Genomic DNA, 21450 nt, shown 5'->3' on the forward strand with positions numbered 1-21450 from the left:
CTTCCACGAGCAGCCCGCAACGCCCCCTCTCCACACCCGCGTTCACTCCCGTACGGTCCCGAAGCGGATGTCGTACGCCGTCCCCGGGTGCATCACGCGGAGCATCCGCTCCCCCTCCGCGACGACCTCCTCCCGCCGCCGCCCGTCGAGCCGGCCGAACGGTTCGACGACGAGGGCGTGTTCGTCCAGTCGCCACAGCCCCGCCAGGAACCCGTCGACGAGGAGGGTGCGGTAGGCGATGTTGCCCTGCCAGTGGCGGCCCCGGTACTCGGGCGGTACGACGCGGGTGCGGTCGGCGTGGGAGAGGAGCAGGTTGTCGAACTCGGGCAGGAAGCGGGGCGGGGCGGGGGTGTCCGGACCGGGGCGGGGCGCGTCCGGGAGGTCGAAGAGCTCGACGCCGGCTTCGTCGCGGAAGGTGACGAGGTCCGGGCGGAGGCGTTCGAAGGCCTCGCGCAGCCTGGTCAGTCCGGCCCAGGTCTGCATGTCCTTCACGGAGGCCGGTCCGAAGGCGGCGAGGTAGCGCAGCACGGTGGCGTCCGGCGCCGGCGCCGGCTCGGCGGGCCTGCCCAGCCAGTGCTCGGCGGTGGTGAGCGTGACCTGGCCGCTGCGGCCCCACAGTCCGCGCGGGGTGATCTGCACCAGGGGGAGCTTGCAGCGGGCGGCGACGGAGAGGGACTGCGGGTCGGCGTCGGGCCACTCCTTCAGCAGGGCCTCGCGCAACTGCTTCATGGTGCGCGGTTCGGCCTCGACGAGTTCCCGGGCGAGGACGGCGAGCCGGTCCAGGTCGACGCCCGTGAGCCCCTTGCGGAACTGGTTCAGCTCGCGGTCGCGGGCGGGCTGCACCAGGGGCCGCAGGGTGAGGCAGTCGCGGGCGGTGTGGGTGTGGATGGTCGAGCGCATGGTGACGATGCGGGCGACCGCGCGGTCGGCCATCGGCCCGGACAGCGCCTCGGGCGTGAAGCCGTCGAGGCGGGCGGCGAGCGCGTAGTAGGGCGGCTTGACGTTCTGCGCCTGGAGACCGACGAGATGCCCGACCGCGTCCTCGGCGGACATCGGTGAGCGGTGCAGCAGCAGTTGCCGTGCGAGGGTGGCCCGGTTCAGCGCCCGTGTGCCGAGGACCTGCTTCGTCGTCGTCATACCCGCACGCTAGCGGTCATCGCGGTCAGATCCTGTCCGCTTCTGTCCGCGATGGCCGCCGGCGTGCGGTGCTGATTGCCTTCCGCCGGAGCGGGGCACTCGGTGCGCACTGTGTACGGACGAGAGCGATCAGGACCGCGAAGGGTCCTGCTGACCGGGTGGTTCAGCTTCCGCGACGGGGAGGCGACCGCCGGGGACGTGCTGGCGCTGCGCCGCGTGGAGGAGGTGCTGCGGGGCGCCGGGATGGCGTACGACGTCGTATGGAGCCCCGGGTTCCGGCCGGCGGCGCTGCACTTCGACGACGTACGGCCCGGCGACTACTCGCACCTGGTGTTCGTGTGCGGGCCGCTGCACGGGCCGCAGGTGGAGGAGCTGCACCGGCGCTTCGCGCACTGTGTGCGGATCGCCGTGGGGACGTCGGTGATCGACCCGGGCGACGCGGCCGTGACCGGCTTCCACCGCGTGCTGGCGCGGGACGCCCCCGGCAGCGCGCCGTCCGAGGACCTGGCGGCCCGCGCCCCGGCGGTGCCCGCGCGGCCCGTGGTCGGGGTGGTCCTCACCCACGGGCAGCAGGAGTACGGGGAGCAGCGGCGGCACGGGCAGGTCGCGGAGCAGGTGACGCGCTGGCTGGCCGGGAAGGACTGTGCCCGGCTGGAGCTGGAGACCCGGCTGGACACCCGTGACTGGCATCTGAGCGCGACGCCGGCGCAGGTGCAGTCGGTGCTGGCCCGGCTCGACCTGGTCGTCACCGACCGGCTGCACGGACTGGTGCTGGCGCTGCGGGTCGGCACTCCGGTGCTGGCGGTGGACCCGGTGGCCGGCGGCGCCAAGGTGACCGCGCAGGCCAGGGCCTGCGGCTGGCCCGCGCTGCTCGCCGCCGAGCAGGTGGACGCGCGTCGGCTGGAGCGGTGGTGGGACTGGTGTCTGACCTCGGGCCGGGTGGCCGCCCGGCAGGTGCGCGACGCGTTCCGCGAGGGGCGGGTGCCGGACGGGGCGGACCGGCTGGTGGAGGTGCTGGCGTCGCGCGCCGGCGCCGGTTAGGCCGGGCGGCTCCCGGGCACCCGGACGTCCTTGTCCTCGCGGTCGTCGGAGGAGAGACGGTGTCCATCGGTCGGCTCCCTGATCACGAACAGCACATCCTCGACGAGATCGAGCGGGCGCTCAGCCGCGACCGTCGCCTGGCCCGGCGGCTGCGCACGCTCCGGGTCCGCCGGGGACCCGACGTGACGCGCCTGCTCGCGCGGATCACGTCCTGCCGTCCACGCGGCCGGACCGTGGCGTTCCTGCTCGCGGTGTCCGTCGCGCTGCTGGTGACCGGCGTCGTCACCTCGGCGCCGTGGGCGATCTGGGCGTTCGCGGCGGTGTGGCCGCCCACGCTCTTCGCGGTGTTCCGGCTGCTGTGCCGGTGGTCCGGCGGCTGAGCGTTTGCCCTCCGAGGGCGGCGGGGACCCGGCGCGGCAGGAGGTGATGGTCGTGCCCGAACCCGGAAGCAAGAAGTACGACACCCGCCGGGCCCGGCTCCGCAAGGACGCCGAGGACTCCGGAGTCTCCGACCAGGACGCCAACACGGCCGCCAACGAGGAACTGCAGGAGGGCGAGGGCCTGCGCAGCCGCGGCCCCCGCACGGACCGCGGCCGCGGCCCCAAGGGCGAACGCCCGGGGAGCACGGACTGAGCCCACGCGCATCGGGGCCCGCCCGCCTTCGGTGGTGGGCGGGCCCCGGTGCGTGCGGTGCGGCTCAGCCGGTGTAGCGGCGGGCCGTGGAGGTGCGTTGGGCGGGTTCCAGGAGGCGTAGGCGGGACTCGACCTCGTACGGCAGGACCCTGCGTTCGCGCAGGACCCAGGGCAGGGCGGCGGCGGCCTCGGCGAAGGCGCGCAGGGAGGCGGTGTCGCGGGGGACGGTGCGGGCCAGGTTCAGGGTGCGGCGCAGGGCGGGGCGGGCCGGGCGGCGCAGCCAGGTGAACCACAGGGTGTTGCGGATGCCGTGCATCCGGCGCAGGGTGGCGTCCCGCACGGCCGACGCCTGGTGGTGGATCGTCAGGTGATCGGCGTAGGTGAGCCACCAGCCGTCGGCCGCCAGGTCGGCGGCCAGCAGCTCCTCCTCGCCGCCGAGCCAGAGGCGCGGGTTGAAGCCGCCCGCGGTGCGGAAGGCGTCGGTGCGCAGGACGGTCGCGGCGGCCAGGAAGGAGCCGAGGGCCGGGCCGGGCAGCCAGGGCGGGCCGGGGACGGGCGATTCGCGCAGTTCACGGACGATCGGGTCGTCGGTGCCGTCCGGTTCGACGATGATCCGCGCCGTGACCGAGCCGAGCGCGGGATGCCGGTCGAGCAGGTCGGCGGCACCGGCGAGGGAGCCGGGCGACCACCAGGAGTCGTCGTCGCAGAAGGCGACGTACGGCGTACGGACGTCCCGTACGGCGAGATTGCGGCCGACGGCGCCGAGGTTGCGGCCGGGGCGCAGCAGGCGGACGTCCGGGTGACGGCGGGCGACGGCCTCCGCGGTGCCGTCGGTGGAGCCGTTGTCGGTGACGGTCACCGGCGGTTCCTCGGGGAGGGCGGCGAGTTCGGCGAGGGTGCGCAGCAGTTCGGGGCGCCGGTTGTGGGTGATGACGACGACGGTCGTACGGGGGTCGGTCATACGGTCGTCCTCTCCGGCTCCAGCAGGCGGGCGGCCCGTTCCACGTGCGGGGGCAGCGGCCTGCGCTCGCGCAGGGCCGCCGGCAGGCGGGTGAGGGTCTCCCGCAGGGCGCGCCGGGCCTGGTCGTCGCCGCGCGCCTCGGCCGCGAGGGCCCCGGTGCGGGCGAGGGCGTACGGGACGGGGCGGCGCAGCCAGGCGGTCAGGACCGCGTTGCGGCGCTGGAGCGCCGGGCGGCGGGGGCGGGCGGCGGGGGCCGGGTGGTGGTGGGCGACGACGTCGGGGCAGTGGGTGACGCCCCAGCCGCGTGCGGCCAGGTCGTAGGCGAGCAGGGTCTCCTCGCCGCCGAAGAACAGCAGCCGGTGGAAGCCGCCCGCGTCGAGGTAGGCGTGCCGGCGGACGACGGCACCGCAGGCGAGGAAGCCGAGCACCTGGGTGCCGGGGAGATCGGAGGCCGGGCCGAGGGGGGAGCCGGCGAGGACGTCGTTGAGCGGGTCGGGGGCGGCGGCCGGGCCGACGAGGGTGCGGGCGGCGATCAGGCCGAGCCGTGGGTGGGCGTCGAACAGCTCGGCCGCCCGGCCGAGGGCGCCGGGCGCCCACCAGGAGTCGTCGTCGCTGAACGCCACGTACGGGGTGTCGAGGGCGCGGGCCCCGTGGTTGCGGGCGAGAGCGCCGTGGTTGACGGGCAGCGCCAGCACCCGCACCTCGGGGAAGTCCCGGGCGATCATGGCGCGGGTGCCGTCGGTGGAGGCGTTGTCGGCGACGAGGATCTCGGGCCGCTCGGGCAGGGAGCGCAGCTGCCGGAGGGTGACGGCGAGCCGCTCGCAGCGGTCACGGGTGGCGATGACGACGCCGAGCCGCGGGTGATCGGTCATGGTGCGTACTCCCTTCCGCCGGCCGGCCCCGCACCGGGGACGGTCCCCGGCGGCACCCGTCCGCGGTCCGCGGGCGGGACGGTCATGGTGTGGCCCCCCGTGCCGGGGGCCGGTCGGCGGGCAGTCGGCCGAGGGCGTGCAGGACCTCGGCGGGGGTGATGCGGAGGAGGGCCGGGTCGGGGTGCCGGCCGTGGGGGTCGCCCTCCGGGCCGTGCCACAGGGGGAGGTGGCGGGGGTGTTCGGGTGGGCCCCACCGGGTGGGCGGGACGGGGCCGAAGAGGGTGACCGTCGGGGTGGCGTGGGCGACCGCCAGGTGGGCGATGCCGGTGTCGCCGCTGACGACGGCGCGGGCGCCGGCGACGAGCGCGGAGAGCCGGTCGAAGGGCGGGCCGCCGGCGAAGACGTCGGTGTCGGGCAGCCCGGCCTCCTTGGCGAGCCGCGCCACCAGGTCGTCCTCGTCCGCTCCCCCGGTGACCACCACCCGCAGCCCGCGCTCGCGCAGGGCCCCGGCAACGGTCGCGTACCGCTCCACGGGCCAGCACCGCGCGGGCGCTCCCGCGCCGGGGTGCAGGACGACGGCGCCGGGGGCGGGGGACGCGGCGTGCGGGCGGGGCAGCAGCAGGTCGGCGGGGTCGGCGTCGATGCCGTACGAGCGGAGCAGCCGGCACCAGCGGTCCCGTTCGTGTTCGTCCGCGTACCAGGGTGGGCCCTCGATCTCCGGGGTCTGCGGGTGCGCGAACGCCAGCAGCCGCAGGGGGCGCAGGTTCTGCAGCAGGCGGTGGCTGGGCGGTCCGTTGCCGTGCAGGTCCACGGCGACGTCCGGGGGCGGGCCGGTCCAGTCGAGGGTGCGGGGTACGGCCCGTCCGGGCGCGGCGGCGGGCAGCAGCCGGTCCACCGCTCCCGTGGCCTCGGCGACCGGGGCGAGTGCGGCGGGCGCGGCCAGCACGAGTTCGTGCCCGGGGAACCCCCGCCGCAGCGCCCGCAGCGCGGGAACCCCGGCGAGCAGGTCGCCGAGCCCGAGGGCCCGCAGGACCAGGACCCGTGGCCGCTGTGCGCGCGTCTGCGCGCGCGTCCCCTTCATCGCGGGGCCTTCGCGGCGCGGGTCGGCAGGCCGGTGGCGGCGTGGTCGCCGCCCTTGCCCCGGAGGTCGGGGCGCGGGCCGGACGGGAGGCGTTCGGGGGTGTCCTCGTCGAGGACGGCGACGGCGCCGCCGGGTGCGGCGAGCGGGCTCGCGTGTTCGGACACCACGGCGATCCTCATCGGGTCGCCTCCTTCAGCAGCCGCTCCCAGTCGTCCAGGAAGCGGGGCAGCCCGTAGCGGGCGAGCGCCGCCGCGCGGGCGCGCTCACCGGTGCGGCGGGCGTGCGCCGGGTCGGCGACGAAGTCCCGTACGGCGTCGGTCAGTACGTCGACGCGGTTGGACACCACACCGGCGCCGGGCGGTACGGCCTCGGTGACCTCGGTGGTGGCGAGGGCGACGACGGGCATGCCGAGGTGCATCGCCTCCAGCAGGGACAGGCCGAGGGAGGTCCAGCGCACGGGGTGGACGTAGACCCGGCGGCGGGCCAGCGCCTCGTGCAGTTCCGCCTGCGTCAGTTCGTACGAGCGGCAGCGGTCGGGGGGCAGGCCGAGGTGGCCGGCGAGGCCCTCGGTCCGCATGCCGAAGACGTCGAGGGGGGCGGCGTCGGCGAAGGCCGGCAGCAGGTCGGTGCCGGTGGTACGGCCGCGCCGCACCGGTTCGTTGACGACGACCGCGGCGTGCGGGAGTTCACCGGTCCACAGCGGTCCGGGGTCGACGATCCCGTGTTCGACGACGGTGGCGGGGGTGTCCCCCGCGTCCCACATCAGGCGGTTGAAGTGGGTGACGTGGACGAGGGTGACGCCGGGGATGTCCGCGGCGGGGTGGCGGGTGTCGGGCACGTCGCCGTGCGGGGCGTTGTGTTCGAGGTAGACCAGCGGCGGCCGGCGGCCCAGCCACTGGTCCACCAGGGCGAGTTCGTGGGGCCGTTGCAGGACGACGACGTCGACGTCCTCCTCGCGCAGGCGCTCCGGGGGCACCTCGACGACCGAGTCGGGCCAGTCGAAGGTGCGGGCGCGGCCGAGTCCGTCGGGCCCGCGGTCCGGGGTGACGGGGACGACGTAGGTGTGCGGGCCCCGCACGAAGGCCGTGGTCCACGACCCGTGCACATGCCACAGCAGGATCCTCATGTCACCTCCACGAGCTTGTCGACCGCCGCGACGACGTCGAGCGCGGTCACGGTGTCCAGGCAGGGATGGCCGGGTACGGGGCAGCGCCGGGCGCGGGTCCCGGCGCAGGGCGCGTCCTGGTCGCCGAGCAGCACGTACGGCACCCCGTACGGCCGCCAGCGCTCGGCGGGGACGACCGGCGCGAACAGGGACACCACCGGGGTGTCGACGGCGGCGGCGAGATGGGCGGGGCCGGTGTTGCCGGTGACCACGCAGGCGGCCCCGGCGAGCACGCCGGCGAGTTCGGCGGCTCCGGTACGGCCGCCGAGGTCGACGGCCCGGCCGCCGGCGACGTACGCGGTCAGGTCCCGTTCCCCCGCGCCGCCGGTGACGACCACCCGGCGTCCGGCGGCGGCGAGTTCGCGCACCGCCTGCGCGCAGCGGCCGGGGCTCCAGGCGCGGGCGGGCACGCTGGCGCCCGGGTGGACGACGACGTACTCCCCTTCCCCGAAGCCGGTCAGCGCGCCGGCCGGGGGCGGCGGGAGCACCCGCAGCCGTCCGTCGTCGACCCGGGGGAAACCGGCGGCCTCGGCGAGTTCGAGCGCGGCCTCGGCCTCGTGGGCGTGGGGGGCGCGGTGGTGGCGTACGTCGAGGAGGGAGCCGGGGTGGTCCTCGCTGTCGGCGGCGATGAAGCGGACGCCGGCCAGCCGCAGCAGCAGGGCGGTGGGCAGCGGGGACTGGTGGAAGGAGGTGAGGATCAGCGCGCTGTCGGCGTCGACGGCGTCGACGATGCCGTCGATCTCCTCCCGGCTGACCTCGGGCGGCTGGAACCCGGTCCACGGCGAGTCCCAGACGAGCACCTCGTCCACACCGGGCAGCAGCCGCGCGGCGGGCGCCCCGTGCGGCCCGCACAGCAGGGTCACGGTGTCGGCCCGGGCGGCGACGGCCCGCACGGCGGGCCCGGCGAGCAGCACGTCGCCGAAGCTGTCGAGCCGGGTGACGAGGGCTTTCACACGGACCTCCCCCGCAGAGGGCGCTCCGCGCCGGAAGCGGGGCCGGCCGGGCGGCCTTCGGCGTCCGCCCCGGCGGCGGGGGTGCGGGCTGTGGTGCCGGCCTCGTCCGGGCCCGTGCTCCCCGGCGGCGGTTGCTCGGCCGGGCGGGTGGGTGGTGGGAAGACCGCGGGTTCGTCCCACGGCGGGGTGTTCAGGAGCAGGTGTACCGCTGTCGGGAGGTCCGGGGCCACGTGGGGGGCCGCGGAGGTTTCCTCGGGGCGGGTTCGCGGGGTGGGGACGAGGATGGCGTGGGCGCCGGCGCGGTGCGCGGCCTCCACGTCGGCGCCGATGTCGCCGATGACGACGCAGTCGGCCGGGTCCGTGCAGATGCGGCCGGCGGCCCAGAGGATCATGCCCGGCCGGGGTTTGCGGCAGTGGCAGCCGTCGTCGGGGCCGTGCGGGCACATGGCCCAGACGTCGAAGGGGCCGAGGAGTTCCTCGACGCGCCGGTTGACGCGGCGGGCGTCGGCCTCGGTGAGCAGTCCGCGCGCGATGCCGGACTGGTTGGTGACGACGCCGGTGCGGATGCCGCGTGCGCGCAGCGCGTCGAGCGCGGCGCGGGCGCCGTCGACGGGCCGTACCAGGCCGGGGTCGGCGTTGTAGGGGACGTCGTGGACCAGCGTGCCGTCGCGGTCGAACAGCACCGCCTTCACCGGGCTCATCGGGCCACCTCCTGCCAGGCCGGGGCGTTGCGGTGGCGCCAGGCCCCGGCCAGCCGGTGCCAGGTCGCGGCGGGCGGGATGACGACGCTGGTGGCCAGCATGGTCGTCACCTCGTCGCGGGTGCGCGGCCCCGGCACGATGCGGGCGCGGGCGAACTCGGCGGTTCCGGCGGCCCAGCCGAGCGCGCAGACGGTGGCCGCCCGGCGGTGTCCGGTGGCGGCGAGGGCGCAGGCGGCGGCACCGGCGGCGGTGATCGCGGCGTGCCGGCGGATCCGGCCGCGCGGCGCGACCGCCTTGTCCCACCAGTCGGGGCCGTGCAGGTGCCGCATCAGGGCGTCGTCGGCGTTGCCGCGCTGCTGCCCCACCGACGCCCAGCGGGAGGCGGAGCGCACCGGGTGCAGCGTGGTGCGGCGGCCCTTGCGGATGCGCCAGCCGGCGTCGAGGAGGCGCAGCGCGAGGTCGGCGTCCTCGCGGAAGGCGCGGGGGAAGCGTTCGTCGAAGCCGCCGACCTCCACGAGGGCCTCGGTGCGGTAGGCCATGTCGGCGGTGATCCAGCGGGCCCGGGTGAGTCCGGCGGTGCCGCGTTCCCAGTCGGTGGGGCGGCGTTCGCCGGGCAGCGGGACGGTGATGACGCCCTGGACGCCGGCGGTGTCGGGGGTCGCCTCCTCGATGTCCTGGACGAGCTGCGCGCACCAGTGCGGCCCCACCTGGACGTCGTCGTCGAGGAAGGCGACCCAGGGCGTGGTGACGGCGCGCAGCCCGGTGTTGCGCGCGGCGGCGGGCCCCCGGCCGCCGGTGGCGACGGTGGTGGTGCGTTCGCGCAGGTCGCCGAGGACGGTCAGCGCGTGGGCGAGCGCGTCGGGCGCGGGGTCGGGGTCGGGCCGGTCGTCGACGAGGACGATCTCGTCGGGCCGCGGCCCGCGCGCCGCGGCCAGCGCGGCGAGGCAGTCGGCGAGGGTGTCCCGCAGCAGGGTGGGGACCACGACGGCGTACGACGTCATCCGGACGCCCTCCTCCCGCGCACCGCGTGGGGCCCGGTCGCGAGCGGGTCGACGGGGCTCGGCCCCACCCGTTCCGGGCACCGGCGCGCGGACCGCCCGGGCGGTTCCCAGGCGGAGAAGGGCAGCGGGCGTTCGCCGGGCCCGCGCCGGCTGAGGCGCTCCTCCTCGGCCGCCGCCACCGTCCGGCCGTCGGCGAGCAGCGCGGCGGCGGGGTCGTGGAACAGGGCGTCGATACCGGGGATGCGCATGTGGAGGGTGCTCCGTCCCTGCGAAGAGCGAGTACTGCGGGGGTGCGGGTGCCGCACTCGCAGTTGTCTCAAACACATGGAGACAACTCGAACCGTTCCGCACGGGTACACACCTGTATGCACCGGCGCCGGGTGGCGGGCAACCGCGCGGGCCGGGACGGGTGAGGCGGCTCAGGCGGCCACGGGCCGCGAGAACCGGCCGACGGCGAGTCCGGGGCCCTCGCCCTCGTCGTCCGTGTCGGCGCGGGTGGCCCGGTGACGACTCTCACACTCCCCCGCGTCCCTGCGTGAGGGCACGCGAAACGGACTATACATACCGTGTATAGACGATGTGTACAGTCCGGCCATGCCTTCTCTGACCAGGAAGATGAAAAGACCGGGGACCGCGTTCCGGGCGACCGCGGCCGTGATCGCGGCCACGGCCCTGGCGTCGGCGCTGACCGGCTGTACGCGACTGGAGACGACCGCCCCCAGCGCCGTCCGCGCCACCGACGTCCAGGCCCGTTTCGGCACCGTCGACTGCCGCGAGGTCAAGTGCATCGCGCTGACCTTCGACGCCGGGCCGAGCGAGCACTCCGCGCGGCTGCTGGACATCCTGAAGGAGGAGCAGGTCCCGGCGACCTTCTTCCTGCTGGGCAGGCGGCACGTCGAGCGGTACCCGGAGCTGGTCCGGCGGATGGCCGACGAGGGGCACGAGGTGGCCAACCACACCTGGACCCACCGCCGTCTGACGGAGCTGGAACCGGACGAGATACGCGAGGAACTCGAGCGCACCGACCAGGAGATAGAACGCCTCACGGGCCGCCGTCCCACCCTCATGCGCCCGCCGCAGGGCCGCACCGACGACACGGTGCACGAGATCAGCCGCGAGCTGGGCCTGGCGGAGGTGCTGTGGAGCGTCACCGCGAAGGACTACACGACGACCGACTCCGACCTCATCACCCGCCGCGTCCTCGCCAAGGCCTCACGCGACGGCATCATCCTGCTCCACGACCTTTACGACGGCACGGTCCCGGCCGTCCCCGGCATCATCGCCGAACTGAAGAAGCGGGGCTATGTGTTCGTCACGGTCCCCCAGCTCCTCGCCCCGGGGAAGGCGGAGCCGGGCGAGGTGTACCGGTAGTACCGGAGCGCCGGGACTGGGCCGGGCGGGTGACCCGCACCCGGACGCGCCGACGGGCGGGCCGGATTCCCTAGGATCCCCCCGTGGCCACCTTCCAGCTCCAGCGCACGGCGCCCCTGTCCCCCGACGAGGCCTGGCGCCGACTCACGACGTGGCCCCGCCACGGGGAGGCGGTCCCGCTGACCCGGACGACGGTGACCACTCCCCCGCCCACCGGCGAGGGCACGAGGATCGTCGCCCGCACGGGCCTCGGCCCGCTCTCCTTCGACGACCCGATGGACGTGACGGTGTGGCGGCCCCCGCGGGACGGCTCCCCGGGGTTCTGCCGCCTGGAGAAGCGCGGCCGGGTCGTCACCGGCTGGGCGGAGATCGAGGTACGGCCCGGTCCGGGCGGCCGGGCGCGGGTGGTGTGGCGGGAGGACATCGGCGTCCGCTTCCTGCCCTCCGCCTTCGAGGCGGTCCTGGCACGGGCGGGCCGCCGGGTGTTCGGGCGGGCGGTGAACCGGCTGCTGCGGCAGGCCTGACGGCTCCGGGACGCTCAGGCCACCGACCCGATCCGGCCCGCCGGTCCGGACGCGCCGTCGTGGTGGATCGGGGTGTGCGCCCCGGTGAGGGACACTCCGCTGCCGCCGCGCCGGTCGGCGACGATCTCCGCCGCGATGGACAGGGCCGTCTCCTCCGGGGTGCGGGCGCCCAGGTCCAGGCCGATCGGTGACCGGAGGCGGGCCAGTTCGAGGTCGGTCACGCCGACCTCGCGCAGGCGCGCGTTGCGGTCCAGGTGGGTGCGGCGGGAGCCCATGGCGCCGACGTACGCCACCGGCAGCCGCAGCGCCAGCTTCAGCAGCGGTACGTCGAACTTCGCGTCGTGCGTCAGGACGCACAGCACCGTGCGGGCGTCGACGGGCGTGCGCTCCAGGTACGTGTGCGGCCACTCGACGACGATCTCGTCGGCCTCGGGGAAGCGGGCCTTCGTGGCGAAGACGGGGCGTGCGTCGCACACCGTGACGTGGTGGCCGAGGAACTTGCCCACCCGGACCAGCGCCGCGGCGAAGTCGATCGCGCCGAAGACGATCATCCGGGGCGGGGGGACGGAGGACTCGACCAGAAGTGTGAGCGGTGCTCCGCAACGCGAGCCCTGCTCTCCCACCTCCAGGGTGCCGGTGCGGCCGGCGTCCAGGAGGGCGCCCGCCTCGGCGGCCACCGTGCGGTCCAGTTCCGGACGGTCGCCGAAGCCGCCCTCGTACGAGCCGTCCGGGCGGACCGTCAGCGCGCGGCCCAGCAGCTCCGCCGGGCCGCTCACGATCCGCGCCACCGCCACCGCCTCCCCGCGCGCGGCGGCGGCCAGCGCGGACGCGAGCACCGGGCGGGCGGGGTCCGCCGCCCGCACCGGTGTGACCATGATGTCGATGACCCCGCCGCAGGTCAGACCCACGGCGAAGGCGTCCTCGTCGCTGTAGCCGAAGCGCTCCAGGACGGTGTCGCCGTCCCTCAGCGCCCGCTCGCACAGCTCGTACACCGCGCCCTCCACGCAACCGCCCGAGACCGAGCCGATCGCCGTGCCGTCGGCGTCCACCGCGAGCGCGGCTCCGGGCCGGCGGGGCGCGCTGCCGCCGACCGCCACCACGGTGGCCACCACGAAGTCACGGCCCTGCCCGACCCACCGGTTCAGTTCCTCGGCGACGTCCAGCATCTCTCGCTCTCCTCGACTGCGGTTGTGTGACGGGTTCCCGCGAACGGCGGCTAGCGCACGCCCAGCCAGCTCTCGATCGGGGCGAGGGCGAAGTAGACGACGAAGATCAGCGTCAGGCCCCACATGAAGGCCCCGGTCTCCCGCGCCTTCCCCTGGGCGGTCTTGATCGCGACGTACGAGATGACCCCGGCCGCGACACCCGCCGTGATGGAGTAGGTGAACGGCATGATCACCACCGTCAGGAACACCGGGATCGCGGTGGCGCGGTCGGCCCAGTCGACATGGCGGGCGTTCATCATCATCATCGCGCCGATCACCACCAGCGCGGCGGCGGCGACCTCGCCCGGCACGATCGCCGTCAGCGGGGTGAAGAACAGGCAGGCGGCGAAGAAGAGCCCGGTGACGACGGAGGACAGACCGGTACGGGCCCCCTCGCCGACGCCGGTCGCCGACTCGACGAACACCGTCTGCCCGGAGGCCCCGGAGACACCGCCGATCGCGCCGCCGGCGCCGTCGATGAACAGCGCCTTGGACAGGCCCGGCATCCGGCCCTTGTCGTCGGCGAGCTTCGCCTCGGTGCCGACGCCGATGATCGTCGCCATCGCGTCGAAGAAGCCGGCGAGGACGAGCGTGAACACGATCATGCCGACCGTCATCGCGCCGACCTCGCCCCAGCCGCCGAACTCGACGTCCCCGAAGACCGAGAAGTCGGGCGTCGAGACCGCGCTGCCGTGCAGTTCGGGGGCGCCGCTCGCCCACTGCTCCGGGTCGATGACCCCGAACGCGTTGAGCACGACGGCGAGTACGGTGCCGCCGACGATGCCGATCAGGATGGCGCCGGGGACGCCGCGCGCCTGGAGCATGAAGACGGCGAGGAGGGTGACGGCGAACAGGAGCACCGGCCAGCCGGCCAGTTCGCCCGCCGGACCGAGGACGACCGGGGTCGCCTCGCCCTGGTGCACGAAGCCGGCCTTGTAGAAGCCGATCAGGGCGACGAACAGGCCGATGCCCATGGTGATCGCGTGCTTGAGCGCGAGCGGTATCGCGTTCATGATCATCTCACGTAGGCCGGTGACCACCAGCAGCATGATGACCACGCCGTACATCACGCACATGCCCATGGCCTGCGGCCAGGTCATCACGGGCGCGACCTGCGAGGCGAGCACGCCGGAGACGGAGAGGCCGGCGGCGAGGGCGAGCGGCACCTTGCCGAAGAAGCCCATCAGGAGCGTGGTGAGGGCGGCGGCGAAGGCGGTCGCCGTGATCAGGGCGGTGCGGCCGAGGGTGTTCCCGGCGGCGTCCTGGCCGGAGAGGATCAGGGGGTTGAGGAGGAGGATGTACGCCATCGCCATGAAGGTGGTGACGCCGCCGCGTACTTCACGGGCGACGGTGGATCCTCTGTGGGTGATGTGGAAGTACCGGTCGAGCCAGGAACGGCCGGCCGGGACGCGGGTTCCCGTGCCCGCGTCGTCGGCGGTCGTCGCCGGCTCGATTGATTGCTGGGTCATGTGGGCCTGCTCCCAAGGTTCATAGGGGCACCCGTGCCTTCGGCGAAGTGCGCGGGATTTGGGGAGGTGCACGACCCGGGGGACGGCCCGAGACGAACAAGGTGTACGGCGCCGGGGGTGACCGTGGGGTGGGGTCGCCTGCCCGGCGCTGAGGGTGATCGGGGTGGGGTGACCGTGGGGTGGGTCGCCTGCCCGGCGTGGGGTGCCTCCCCCACTCTCGGCTTCGCTCGAGCGGGGGGACCCCCATCGCCCACCCGTGCCGCTGGGGGTCCCCCCCCAGGCCCTTAAGGCACTGGGGGAGGCACGACCGCCCGCAGCGGCGGGGGGTGTTGCGATGTGCCGCACACTGCCCGCAGCGGCGCGCGGTGTCGGCACGTGCCCGCCTGTTGCGGCGGGCCTCGGCCTCTACGCGGTCCCGGTGAGGTGTTCCGGGCGTACCGGGGTCCTGTCGAGTTCCAGGCCCGTGGCGTCGCGGACGGCCGCCAGGACCGCGGGGGTCGAGGACAGGGTGGGGGCCTCGCCGATGCCGCGCAGGCCGTAGGGGGCGTGGTCGTCGGCGAGTTCCAGGACGTCGACGGGGATGGTCGGGGTGTCGAGGATGGTGGGGATGAGGTAGTCCGTGAAGGACGGGTTGCGTACCTTCGCGGTCTTCGGGTCGACGACGATCTCCTCCATGACCGCCACGCCCAGGCCCTGGGTGGTGCCGCCCTGGATCTGGCCGATGGCGGACAGCGGGTTGAGGGCCTTGCCGACGTCCTGCGCGCAGGCCAGTTCGACGACCTTCACCAGGCCGAGTTCGGTGTCGACCTCGACGACGGCGCGGTGCGCGGCGAAGGAGTACTGGACGTGGCCGTTGCCCTGGCCGGTGCGCAGATCGAAGGGCTCGGTCGGCCGGTGCCGCCACTCCTCCTCGACCTCGACGGCCTCGTCGCCGAGGACGTCCACCAGGTCGGCGAGGACTTCGCCGCCGTCGGTGACGACCTTGCCGCCCTCCAGCAGGAGTTCGGCGGTGGCCCAGGCCGGGTGGTACGAGCCGAACCTGCGCCGGCCGAGTTCCAGCACCTTCTCGCGGACCAGCTCGCAGGCGTTCTTGACCGCGCCGCCGGTGACGTACGTCTGCCGGGAGGCGGAGGTCGAACCCGCCGAGCCCACCTGCGTGTTCGCCGGGTGGATGGTCACCTGGCCGACGCCCAGCTCGGTGCGGGCGATCTGCGCGTGGACGGTGACACCGCCCTGGCCGACCTCCGCCATCGCGGTGTGCACGGTGGCGACCGGCTCCCCGCCGACCACCTCCATCCGCACCCGCGCGGTGGAGTAGTCGTCGAAGCCCTCGGAGAAGCCGACGTTCTTGATGCCGACCGCGTAGCCGACACCGCGTACGACGCCTTCGCCGTGGGTGGTGTTGGACAGGCCGCCCGGGAGCTGGCGCACGTCGGCGCCCTCGCTGGACTCCCACTGGCGCTCCGGCGGCATGGGCATCGCCTTGACGCGGCGCAGGAGTTCGGCGACCGGCGCCGGGGAGTCGACGGGCTGCCCGGTGGGCATGAGCGTGCCCTGCTCCATGGCGTTGCGCTGCCGCAGCTCCACCGGGTCGATGCCGAGCCGTGCCGCCAGCTTGTCCATCTGCGCCTCGTACGCGAAGCACGCCTGCACCGCGCCGAAGCCGCGCATGGCGCCGCAGGGCGGGTTGTTGGTGTAGAGGGCGATGGCCTCGATGTCGACGTCGTCGACGACGTACGGGCCGACGCCGAGCGAGGAGGCGTTGCCGACCACGGCCGGGGAGGCGGAGGCGTACGCGCCGCCGTCGAGGACGATGCGGCACTTGACGTGGGTCAGCCTGCCGTCCGCCGTGGCGCCGTGCTCGTAGAACAGCTTGGCCGGGTGGCGGTGGACATGGCCGAAGAAGGACTCGAAGCGGTTGTAGACGATCTTGACGGGCTTGCCGGTGCGCAGGGCGAGCAGGCAGGCGTGGATCTGCATGGACAGGTCCTCGCGTCCGCCGAACGCGCCGCCGACGCCGGCCAGGGTCATCCGCACCTTGTCCTCGGGCAGGCCGAGCACGGGCGCGATCTGGCGCAGGTCGGAGTGGAGCCACTGGGTGGCGATGTAGAGGTGGACGCCGCCGTCCTCCTCGGGCACGGCGAGGCCGGACTCGGGGCCGAGGAAGGCCTGGTCCTGCATGCCGAAGGTGTACTCGCCCTCGACGATCACGTCCGCGCGGCGCCGGGCCGCGTCCACGTCGCCGCGCACGATGGGCTGGCGGTGGACGATGTTGGGGTGCGGGACGTGGCCGCTGTGGTGGTCGTGGCGGTTCTCGTGGACGAGGACCGCGTCGGACGCGGTGGCGGAGGCCTCGTCGGTGATGACGGGGAGGTCGCGGTAGTCGACCTTGATCTTGGCGGCGGCGCGGCGGGCGGTCTCCGGGTGGTCGGCGGCGACGATCGCGACCGGTTCGCCGTGGTGGCGGACCTTTCCGTGCGCGAGGACGGGGGTGTCCTGGATCTCCAGACCGTAGTTCCTCACATCGGTCGGCAGGTCGTCGTACGTCATCACGGCATGAACACCGGGGGTGGCGAGGGCCTCACCGGTGTCGATCGACACGATCTCGGCGTGGGCGACGGTGGAGCGCAGGATGTGGCCCCACAACATGTCCTCGTGCCACATGTCGGAGGAGTACGCGAACTCGCCGGTGACCTTGAGGGTGCCGTCCGGGCGGAGGGTGGACTCGCCGATGCCGCCCTTGGTGCCCGAGCCCTGCGTGATCTTGGTGGGAATCCCGTTCGTCGGCATGCTCAGACCCCCTCGGACTGGCGGGCGGCGGCCAGGCGGACCGCGTCCATGATCTTCTCGTAGCCGGTGCAGCGGCACAGGTTGCCCGACAGGGCCTCGCGGATGTCCGCGTCGGTCGGGTCGGGGTTGCGCTCCAGCATCTCGTCGGCGGCGACCAGCAGACCCGGTGTGCAGAAGCCGCACTGGACGGCGCCGGCGTCGATGAACGCCTGCTGGATCGGGGAGAGTCCGCCGCCCTCGCCGGTCCGCGAGTCGGTGCCCTCGGCCTGCCACCCCTTGGCCTCGTCCAGCGAGGTGCCGCGGGTGCCGGTGCCGCAGGAGCGCTGCTCGGCGAAGTCCGCCAGGCCCTCCACGGTGACGACCTCGCGGCCCTGGACCTGACCGGCGGCGACGAGGCAGGAGCACACGGGCACGCCGTCGAGCCGGACGGTGCACGATCCGCACTCGCCCTGCTCGCAGGCGTTCTTGGAACCGGGCAGGCCGAGCCGCTCGCGCAGCACGTACAGCAGGGACTCGCCCTCCCAGACGTCGTCGGCCTCCTGGGGGCGTCCGTTGACGGTGAAGTCGATGCGCATTACGCGGCTCCCTCCGTGATGCGGCGGGCGCCGCGGTACGACTCCCAGGTCCAGGTCAGGGTGCGGCGGGCCATGACACCGACCGCGTGACGGCGGTAGCCCGCGGTGCCGCGCACGTCGTCGATCGGGTTGCAGGCGCCGGCGCACAGGTCGGCGAACCGCTTGGCGACGGAGGGGGTGATGATCTTCCCGTTGTCCCAGAAGCCGCCCTCCTCCAGCGCCGCGTTCAGGAACTCCTCGGCGGCCCGCGCCCGGACGGGGGTGGGAGCGGCCGAACCGATTCCCGTACGCACCGTCCGCGTCCCGGGGTGCAGGGCGAGGCCGAAGGCGCACACGGCGATGACCATGGCGTTGCGGGTGCCGACCTTGGAGTACTGCTGGGGTCCTTCGGCCTTCTTGACGTGGACGGCGCGGATCAGCTCGTCGGGCGCCAGCGCGTTGCGCTTCACGCCGGTGTAGAACGCGTCGATGGGGATGCGGCGCGACCCGCGCACCGACTCCACCTCGACCTCGGCGCCGGCGGCGAGCAGCGCCGGGTGGGCGTCGCCGGCCGGGGAGGCGGTGCCGAGGTTGCCGCCGACGCCGCCGCGGTTGCGGATCTGCGGGGAGGCGACCGTGTGGGAGGCGAGGGCGAGGCCCGGCAGCTCGGTGCGCAGGTGCTCCATGATCTTCGAGTACGGGACGGAGGCGCCGAGCCGTACGCTGTCCTCGCCGACCTCCCACTCGTACAGGTCGCCGACGCGGTTCAGGTCCATCAGGTACTCGGGCCGGCGGTGGTCGAAGTTGATCTCGACCATCACGTCGGTGCCACCCGCAATCGGCACAGCGGCGGGGTGCTCGGCCTTCGCGGCGAGCGCCTCCTCCCAGCTGGCGGGGCGAAGGAAGTCCATGACCGGCTCTCTTCTTCGTCTCGTGGGGCGTACAGATTGAGCCAATCCGTGTGCGGCGGGCCCGGCTCGTCTTCGTGCGGTTCACTCGGAGTGCGGCCAGTACACCGCCGGGTCCTCCGCGGGGGTCAGTCACGGAAACCATGAAGGAGTTGGCTGGCCAGCGAGGGCATCTTGTAGATTCGTATGAACGGAGGTCCTCTGTAGCCTCCCCACCTTCCTCCGGAAACAGGGGACACGGTCCAGGACACGGCCGACACCGCTGATCGGCCACCCGACGGGCCCTCTCCGGAAGACCCCTCCATGGTCCACCACAGCTATCGAGACAAGAAACGACGGAGACGAGAATGCGGCTGCGCGCACTGCTGGACACCGACGCGCTGGGCCTGAAGCTGCTCGGCGGCGAGGACGAGCTGGAACGCGGTGTGCGCGGGGTGATGACCACCGACCTGAGGGACCCCAGCCGCTATCTCTCCGGCGGGGAACTGGTGCTCACGGGCCTGGCCTGGCGCCGGGACGCGGCGGACTCCGAGCCGTTCGTACGGAGCCTGGCGCAGGCCGGGGTGGCCGCCGTCGCGGCCGGTACGGCGGAGTTCGGCTACGTCCCGGACGACCTGGTCGTGGCCTGTGCGCGGCACCGGCTTCCCTTGTTCGAGGTGCACGAGTCGGTGGCGTTCGCGACCATCACCGAGCACGTCGTGCGGCAGGTGTCCGGCGAGCGCGCCGGGGACCTGGCGGCCGTGGTGGACCGGCACCGGCGGATGATGACCTCCGGTCCGGCGGGCGGCGGCCCCGATGTCGTACTGGACCTGCTCGGTTCCGACCTGGACCTGCGGGCCTGGCTGCTGTCGCCCACCGGCCGGCTGATCGCGGGCTCCAAGGCCGCCGGGTCGCGGGAGGCGGAACCGGCGCTGCCCGCCGACGTGTGCGCACGGCTCGCCGCGGAGCAGCTGGCGGCCGCCCGCACCGGCCGGCCCGGCCCGCACCGGGTCACGCTGGGCCAGACGACGTACAGCCTCTTCCCGGTGCGCGGCAGCGGGCGCTCCGCGCCGACGCCGCGCGACGTGCGCGAGACGGTGCTGTCGGACTGGGTGCTGGCGGTCGAGGCGGACGCCGGGGACTGGGCCGGGGAGCGGCTGGACCTGCTGCACGGCGTCACCCAGCTGATCGCCGTCGAGCGGGATCGCAGGGACGCGGCGCGCACGGTGCGGCGGCGGCTCGCGCAGGAGGTGCTGGAGCTGGTGCAGACGGGCGCCGCGCCCGCCGAGATCGCGGCACGGCTGCGGGTGGCCGCGCCGGTGCTGCTGCCCGGTCTGGGGACCGCGCCGCACTGGCAGGTCGTGGTGGCCCGCGTCGACTGGGACGGCGGGGAGGCCGACGGCGGGCCGGTGACCCAGGCGCTGCTGGAGGAGATCCTGGTCGACCCGGCGGCGACGGGACCCGAGCACTCCGACCGCATCGCGGTGGCCCACACCGGCGACGAGGCGATCGCCCTCGTACCGCTGCCCTCGGTGACCGGCGAGCACGACGGCCCCGGTACCGGCGTCCTCGCCGACGCGCTCCTCGCGGCCGTGCGCGACCCGCTCACGGCCGGGCTCGACGGCGACGGCCGGCTCACCCTCGGCGTCTCCGCCGCCGTGCACTCGGCGGAGGGGCTGCGCGGGGCGCTGGAGGAGGCACGGCACGCCCGGCGCGTGGCCGCGGCCCGCCAGGGCCGGGTCTGCGCGGCCGGCCACCAGGAGCTGGCCTCGCACGTCCTGCTGCTGCCCTTCGTCCCCGACGACGTACGGCGTGCCTTCACCGCCCGTCTCCTCGATCCGCTGCGGGACTACGACCGCCGGCACCGCGCCGAGCTGATCCCCACCCTGGAGGCGTTCCTCGACTGCGACGGTTCCTGGACCCGCTGCGCCTCCCGTCTCCATCTGCACGTCAACACGCTGCGCTACCGCGTCGGCCGCATCGAACAGCTGACGGGCCGTGACCTGTCCCGGCTGGAGGACAAGCTGGACTTCTTCCTCGCGCTGCGGATGAGCTGAACCCGTCCGGACCCGGGCCCGCGATTCGGGCCCGTGATCCGGGACTTTGTGAAATCCTTCACCCACCCTCTTGGCCGGGCCCGGTGGTTCGTGCTGAGATGCGGCCACCACTCAACAGCTCGATGGCGTGCTCGGGGAGGGCAACGTGGCGCATACCGCCATGTCCGGTGACGGAACGACCGCCGATGACGATCCCCTCCAGACGGCGGTGTGGCGATTGCGCTCCCGTGCCTGCTGGGCCGACGCCGCCGCCCTGCTCGAACCCGCCGGCCCCGACACCGCGCTGCAGCGGGCGTCGCTGCTGGTGGAGCGGTGTCTGTACACCGAGGCGGGGTGGGGGGAGGCCGAGGACGCGCTGCGTACGGCCGAGGCGCTGGCGCACACGGACGACGAGCGGGGGGCGGCCGCTTGTGAACGCGGGTACTTGGCCTACGCCGCCACCCTGTTCGCCGTGCGCGACCGGGCGGACGAGGCGCGGGCCGCGCTCGGCCGGGCGGCGGCGCTGATCGCTCCGGGGGCGGTGGGGCGGGCGCTGCTGGACTTCCGGCGCGGGCTGATCGCCGAGAACCTCACCCGGTCGCCGCAGGCGGCACGGGCCGCGTACCGCCGCGCCCACGCGGGCGCCACCGCGCACGCCGATCCGCTGCTGCTGTCGGCGACTTGGCGCCATCTGGCCGGACTGGCCCTGCGTGAGGGCGAGTTGGCGGAGGCACGGCACGGCTTCGCCGAATCCCTGCGCATCCGCGAGGAGTTGGGTTACCTCGTCGGTACGGCCCCGGCCCTGGTCTCCCTCGCCGACACGGAGACCGAACCGGAGGCCAGCCGGCTCCGCGAGGAGGCCCGCCGCCTCTTCCGTCTCCTGGGAGGCGTCCCCACGTGGCTCGCCCACCAGCTGGCACCGCCGGGGGCGGCGACGGCGTAGGGATGCCGCCCCCGCCGCCCCTTCCCCGGGGGCTGCGCCCCCGGACGGGCTGAATCAGCCCCTCCGGCGTTTGAGGAGCGGGGGTCCGGGGGCGGAGCCCCCGGGATGGGACGGGAAAGGGCGGCG

Annotated in this window: 21 protein-coding genes and 1 pseudogene; 7 read left to right on the top strand and 15 right to left on the bottom strand. The window is 74.6% G+C overall.

The window, feature by feature from the left end:
• Positions 1–42: 42 nt before the first annotated feature.
• Entirely contained in the window at positions 43–1137 is a 1095-nt protein-coding gene (locus ACZ62B_RS12150) for a winged helix DNA-binding domain-containing protein (RefSeq protein WP_468720691.1), read from the bottom strand.
• Between the two features lie 111 nt (positions 1138–1248).
• On the opposite strand from ACZ62B_RS12150, the gene ACZ62B_RS12155 reads away from it, so the two are divergent.
• Genes ACZ62B_RS12155 through ACZ62B_RS12165 form a run of 3 tightly spaced genes read left to right on the top strand, consistent with a single transcriptional unit; the run spans position 1249 to position 2811 of the window.
• Positions 1249–2178, top strand: coding sequence for a polysaccharide pyruvyl transferase family protein (locus ACZ62B_RS12155; protein ID WP_468720758.1), 930 nt, complete (start codon positions 1249–1251; stop codon positions 2176–2178).
• Positions 2179–2237: 59 nt separating this feature from the next.
• Entirely contained in the window at positions 2238–2558 is a 321-nt protein-coding gene (locus tag ACZ62B_RS12160) for a DUF3040 domain-containing protein (RefSeq protein ID WP_344556289.1), read from the top strand.
• A gap of 52 nt (positions 2559–2610) precedes the next feature.
• On the top strand, positions 2611–2811 hold the full coding sequence (locus ACZ62B_RS12165) for a hypothetical protein (protein WP_201262949.1): 201 nt from the start codon (positions 2611–2613) through the stop codon (positions 2809–2811).
• Between the two features lie 64 nt (positions 2812–2875).
• Here ACZ62B_RS12165 and ACZ62B_RS12170 read toward each other — a convergent pair whose 3' ends face one another.
• The 9 genes and pseudogenes from ACZ62B_RS12170 to ACZ62B_RS12210 form a co-directional block, all read right to left on the bottom strand.
• Positions 2876–3772, bottom strand: coding sequence for a glycosyltransferase family 2 protein (locus ACZ62B_RS12170; RefSeq protein WP_344556293.1), 897 nt, complete (start codon positions 3770–3772; stop codon positions 2876–2878).
• A complete protein-coding gene (locus ACZ62B_RS12175) occupies positions 3769–4644 on the bottom strand; it encodes a glycosyltransferase family 2 protein (RefSeq protein WP_344556295.1) in 876 nt (291 codons plus the stop codon). The genes ACZ62B_RS12170 and ACZ62B_RS12175 overlap by 4 nt, the downstream gene beginning before the upstream one ends.
• 82 nt (positions 4645–4726) lie before the next feature.
• On the bottom strand, positions 4727–5725 hold the full coding sequence (locus ACZ62B_RS12180; RefSeq protein WP_468879005.1) for a glycosyltransferase family 9 protein: 999 nt from the start codon (positions 5723–5725) through the stop codon (positions 4727–4729).
• Positions 5722–5904, bottom strand: a complete 183-nt coding sequence (locus ACZ62B_RS12185) for a hypothetical protein (protein ID WP_469690110.1) — start codon at positions 5902–5904, stop codon at positions 5722–5724. Before ACZ62B_RS12185 ends, ACZ62B_RS12180 begins: the two co-directional genes overlap by 4 nt.
• Positions 5901–6851 carry a glycosyltransferase gene (locus ACZ62B_RS12190; RefSeq protein WP_469690111.1) on the bottom strand — a complete coding sequence of 317 codons (951 nt, stop codon included), beginning with the start codon at positions 6849–6851 and terminating at the stop codon, positions 5901–5903. The genes ACZ62B_RS12185 and ACZ62B_RS12190 overlap by 4 nt, the downstream gene beginning before the upstream one ends.
• The gene (locus tag ACZ62B_RS12195) at positions 6848–7843 is read right to left on the bottom strand and encodes a glycosyltransferase family 9 protein (RefSeq protein WP_382053098.1); all 996 of its coding nucleotides are present in this window, start codon (positions 7841–7843) and stop codon (positions 6848–6850) included. Before ACZ62B_RS12195 ends, ACZ62B_RS12190 begins: the two co-directional genes overlap by 4 nt.
• Entirely contained in the window at positions 7840–8544 is a 705-nt protein-coding gene (locus ACZ62B_RS12200) for a D-glycero-alpha-D-manno-heptose-1,7-bisphosphate 7-phosphatase (protein WP_469690113.1), read from the bottom strand. Before ACZ62B_RS12200 ends, ACZ62B_RS12195 begins: the two co-directional genes overlap by 4 nt.
• A complete protein-coding gene (locus ACZ62B_RS12205; protein WP_468720682.1) occupies positions 8541–9545 on the bottom strand; it encodes a glycosyltransferase family 2 protein in 1005 nt (334 codons plus the stop codon). Before ACZ62B_RS12205 ends, ACZ62B_RS12200 begins: the two co-directional genes overlap by 4 nt.
• 47 nt (positions 9546–9592) lie before the next feature.
• Positions 9593–9793: pseudogene (locus tag ACZ62B_RS12210) on the bottom strand (carbamoyltransferase); the annotation flags it as partial.
• Positions 9794–10160: 367 nt separating this feature from the next.
• On the opposite strand from ACZ62B_RS12210, the gene ACZ62B_RS12215 reads away from it, so the two are divergent.
• Positions 10161–10916, top strand: coding sequence for a polysaccharide deacetylase family protein (locus tag ACZ62B_RS12215; protein WP_382053195.1), 756 nt, complete (start codon positions 10161–10163; stop codon positions 10914–10916).
• 83 nt (positions 10917–10999) lie between these two features.
• Positions 11000–11440 (top strand): SRPBCC family protein, encoded by a 441-nt coding sequence (locus tag ACZ62B_RS12220; protein ID WP_344556311.1) that lies wholly within the window; start codon positions 11000–11002, stop codon positions 11438–11440.
• 14 nt (positions 11441–11454) lie between these two features.
• On the opposite strand, the gene ACZ62B_RS12225 is transcribed toward ACZ62B_RS12220, so the two are convergent.
• The 5 genes from ACZ62B_RS12225 to ACZ62B_RS12245 form a co-directional block, all read right to left on the bottom strand.
• Positions 11455–12606, bottom strand: coding sequence for an XdhC family protein (locus tag ACZ62B_RS12225; RefSeq protein ID WP_469690115.1), 1152 nt, complete (start codon positions 12604–12606; stop codon positions 11455–11457).
• 50 nt (positions 12607–12656) lie between these two features.
• The gene (locus ACZ62B_RS12230; protein WP_469690116.1) at positions 12657–14114 is read right to left on the bottom strand and encodes an NCS2 family permease; all 1458 of its coding nucleotides are present in this window, start codon (positions 14112–14114) and stop codon (positions 12657–12659) included.
• Between the two features lie 405 nt (positions 14115–14519).
• On the bottom strand, positions 14520–16904 hold the full coding sequence (locus ACZ62B_RS12235) for a xanthine dehydrogenase family protein molybdopterin-binding subunit (RefSeq protein ID WP_469690118.1): 2385 nt from the start codon (positions 16902–16904) through the stop codon (positions 14520–14522).
• 2 nt (positions 16905–16906) lie between these two features.
• Positions 16907–17479: a (2Fe-2S)-binding protein gene (locus ACZ62B_RS12240; RefSeq protein ID WP_344556319.1), complete on the bottom strand. Its 573-nt coding sequence runs from the start codon at positions 17477–17479 to the stop codon at positions 16907–16909.
• Positions 17479–18369, bottom strand: a complete 891-nt coding sequence (locus ACZ62B_RS12245) for an FAD binding domain-containing protein (RefSeq protein WP_344556321.1) — start codon at positions 18367–18369, stop codon at positions 17479–17481. The genes ACZ62B_RS12240 and ACZ62B_RS12245 overlap by 1 nt, the downstream gene beginning before the upstream one ends.
• A 344-nt stretch (positions 18370–18713) precedes the next feature.
• Here ACZ62B_RS12245 and ACZ62B_RS12250 point away from each other — a divergent pair, with 344 nt between their 5' ends.
• Positions 18714–20402 (top strand): PucR family transcriptional regulator, encoded by a 1689-nt coding sequence (locus tag ACZ62B_RS12250; RefSeq protein WP_344556323.1) that lies wholly within the window; start codon positions 18714–18716, stop codon positions 20400–20402.
• A gap of 160 nt (positions 20403–20562) precedes the next feature.
• Positions 20563–21324 (top strand): hypothetical protein, encoded by a 762-nt coding sequence (locus tag ACZ62B_RS12255; RefSeq protein WP_344556649.1) that lies wholly within the window; start codon positions 20563–20565, stop codon positions 21322–21324.
• Positions 21325–21450: the final 126 nt, after the last annotated feature.

Source organism: Streptomyces sp. NPDC053426, assembly GCF_055585405.1.